General features: G+C 53.6%; 3 protein-coding genes. 2 read left to right on the top strand and 1 reads right to left on the bottom strand.

Annotated elements, in window-relative coordinates:
• Window positions 1-1,018, top strand: a 1,018-nt coding sequence (locus tag ABJN75_RS00870; RefSeq protein WP_348435929.1) for a LysR family transcriptional regulator, incomplete at its 5' end; no start/stop codon positions are given.
• A gap of 91 nt (window positions 1,019-1,109) precedes the next feature.
• Here ABJN75_RS00870 and ABJN75_RS00865 read toward each other — a convergent pair.
• Window positions 1,110-1,979: an AraC family transcriptional regulator gene (locus ABJN75_RS00865; RefSeq protein ID WP_138441315.1), complete on the bottom strand. Its 870-nt coding sequence runs from the start codon at window positions 1,977-1,979 to the stop codon at window positions 1,110-1,112.
• 109 nt (window positions 1,980-2,088) lie between these two features.
• On the opposite strand from ABJN75_RS00865, the gene ABJN75_RS00860 reads away from it, so the two are divergent.
• Entirely contained in the window at window positions 2,089-2,559 is a 471-nt protein-coding gene (locus tag ABJN75_RS00860; RefSeq protein WP_348435927.1) for a YHS domain-containing (seleno)protein, read from the top strand.
• Window positions 2,560-2,702 lie beyond the last annotated feature (143 nt).

Below are 2,702 nucleotides of genomic sequence, written 5' to 3'. Positions count from 1 at the left end.
GTCGGTGTTAAACGCCCTCTCAAAAAAGCGAGGCATCATGAAAAACCAAGAGCTCAACTTATTGCATGTGTTCAGCGCCATCATGACCGAAGGTTCGATCACCAGGGCGGCTGACCGCCTCGGGATGACGCAGCCCGCGGTGTCAAATGTGGTGTCCAGAATGCGCACGGCCTGGAAAGATCCGATTTTTGTGAAACGTGGTCGACAAGTTGAACCAACGTCTTACGCCCAGAGCCTCTGGGACCAGATCCGTAACCCTCTTTACGAACTCTCCAATGCGGTAAATTCGACTCAATTTACGCCCAGCGAATCCCGCCGCACATTTCGGGTTGCCGTCACAGATCTGATTCTGGAGATGGTCTGGCAACCACTGGTTTCCGTGTTGCAGCAAAGTGCCCCTGGTATCGATCTGCATGCCGTGCCGTTTTCGCCGGCTACCGCCGCCAACCATCTGCGGGAAGCGAGTGTCGATTTCGTGATTGGTTTTTTCGAGGAGCATGATCACAGTTTGAGAAGCCTCTGGTTGTTCGATACCGGCTATGTTCTGGCGATGAGAAACGGCCATGCCCTGAGTGGCCAGGAGGTTGATCTTGAGTCGTTCCTGAGTGCTCAACATCTGCTGGCAACCATGTCTGGAGAGGCCCACGGTGTTGTCGACGACACGCTTCACAGGAGGGGGCTGGAGCGACGGCTGGCCGTGACTGTCAATCATTTTTCCGCCGTCCCGAATTTGCTCCGGAAATCTGATCTGGTTGCAACGATTCCGGAAGTCGTTACCGGTGATTGCGAGTTCTGCTCCGGAATTACCATCACAAACCTGCCAATTGATCTGGAGCCCACCAGTCTCTATCTGGCCTGGCATACTCGCCATGACCGGGACCCCGCCATTATCTGGATAAGGAGCGTTATCGAGCGGGTGTCCAAGGAGTGCTGGGCGAGGGCGATGGCTGCACGCGGGCGGGACTGTGGGTCCCTTGCAGGTATTGAATCTGGGGCCAACAACCGGCTCAGTATCTAACGCGCCTATACGGACGGGAGGCAGGTTGTTTTGACGGCAATGAAAAGGGGCGGGGATTACGAAATCCTTGCCTTTTTCATGTATAGGATAGCTATGCGACGTTGGCATTCTCCACAACCGTGGCGGTTTCGGCTTCCGCGGCTGTCACGTTCAGTTTCTTCCATTCCCTGGGTGTCATTCCCGTATTCTTCTTGAAGGCTCTGGAGAAACCCGAGGCGTCTTCATAACCTACCTCAAAACAAATAATCGACATTGGCTTGTCCTTCAGGATGAGTTTCTTGGCTAGGGATATCCGTGCGTTCTGCACGTATTCGCCAGGTGCCAGTCCAAGTACATTCTTGAAGTGCTGAATAAAGGTTGACCGGGACATAGCCGCAACCTCTGCCAATTTTTCCACGGACAGGTCCCCATTCAGATTGTTGTTGATGCAGCTCAGAACCCTGCTCAACTGTTTGTCTGCCAACGCTGACAACATGCCTTTGGGCGCTTCTCCTTCCGAGACAATGTGTCTCAACACGTTCACGAAAATGACTTCCACGAGTCGGTTCATGACAGCGTCTCGTCCTTCTTGAGCTGCTTCCGCTTCAGAGAACAGAACATCCACGAAGGAACCAAGCCCCTGAACGGAAGAAAGAGGCAGTACGACGGATGAGGGAAGAGCCTCCAGAACTGGATTGCGCGAGCCGGTCTGAAACTTGATCGACGCACAAATCATCTCCGCACCCTCACGATTGCCGCTGAAAAGCTGATGCGGTTGCGAGCGCACCGAAAAAATCATCGTCGGTTCATTGAGCGTAATCTTTTCCCTGTTCGCTTCGATGATGTCCAGTTCTCCCGAGCGAAGTACATGAATGTAGCCGGTTCCCTCTTCTTCAAAGGAGGCGAGCCCGCAGAGCTGGCCCCGAAAGAAGACGCCTGCGTTCACATTCAATTGGTCGAGTATGTAAGAAAGCCGGTCCATAAGCACTCCAGATAATCTGCATAAAAGTTTGAACGATCGTACGCATTCAGTACCCCGGCAGCCCTTAATGTTTCAGACGTAGTCATCATTCACTCAAAGGAGATACCCAATGACTCGTTTCAAGAAACTTCGTGCCCTGGTTGCTGTTGCCTCTATGAGCGCCGCCTTCGGTGCCTTTGGGGCCGATATCGATATGAACGCAAACGCCAACGACGTCGCCATTAGCGGCTACGATCCGGTGGCCTATTTCTCGGATTCAGAGGCCACCAAAGGTTCTGAGGAATATACCGCTACCTACAAGAACGCGATCTATCACTTCTCGAGCGCAGAGAACCGTGATCTGTTCCGGGCCGCCCCTAGCAGTTACGCACCCCAGTACGGCGGTTACTGTGCGTTCGGCGTAACCATGGAGAAGAAATTCGACGTGGATCCAGAGGCCTGGAGGATCGTCGACAACAAGCTTTACCTAAACCTGAACAAGGACGTGCAGAAGCGCTGGCTCACCGATGTTCCGGGCTACATCGCCAATGCAAACGACATCTGGCCGGACATCAAGACGGTCGAAGCGTCTGCTCTGTAAACCCGCATCAGTGATCTAACCAAGTCCTCTGGGTCCTTGCATCACCAAGGCAAGGACCCTGAATCAACTCTGAAAGGTGATCGATATGAACCAGAAGCTTCTTTTCAGCGCGGCGCTGGCCGCAGCATTGGCCGGTGCCATGG

The sequence above is a fragment of the Hoeflea sp. genome, from assembly GCF_039975035.1.
GTDB lineage: Bacteria > Pseudomonadota > Alphaproteobacteria > Rhizobiales > Rhizobiaceae > Hoeflea.
The sequence above is the reverse complement of the archived record's forward strand: the minus strand, read 5'-3'. Positions and strand labels throughout refer to the sequence as shown.

Bases quoted from the DNA above. Each gene is read 5' to 3' on its own strand.
- ABJN75_RS00865 (WP_138441315.1), bottom strand. From the start codon at position 1,979: ATGGACCGGCTTTCTTACATACTCGACCAATTGAATGTGAACGCAGGC.
- ABJN75_RS00860 (WP_348435927.1), top strand. From the start codon at position 2,089: ATGACTCGTTTCAAGAAACTTCGTGCCCTGGTTGCTGTTGCCTCTATG.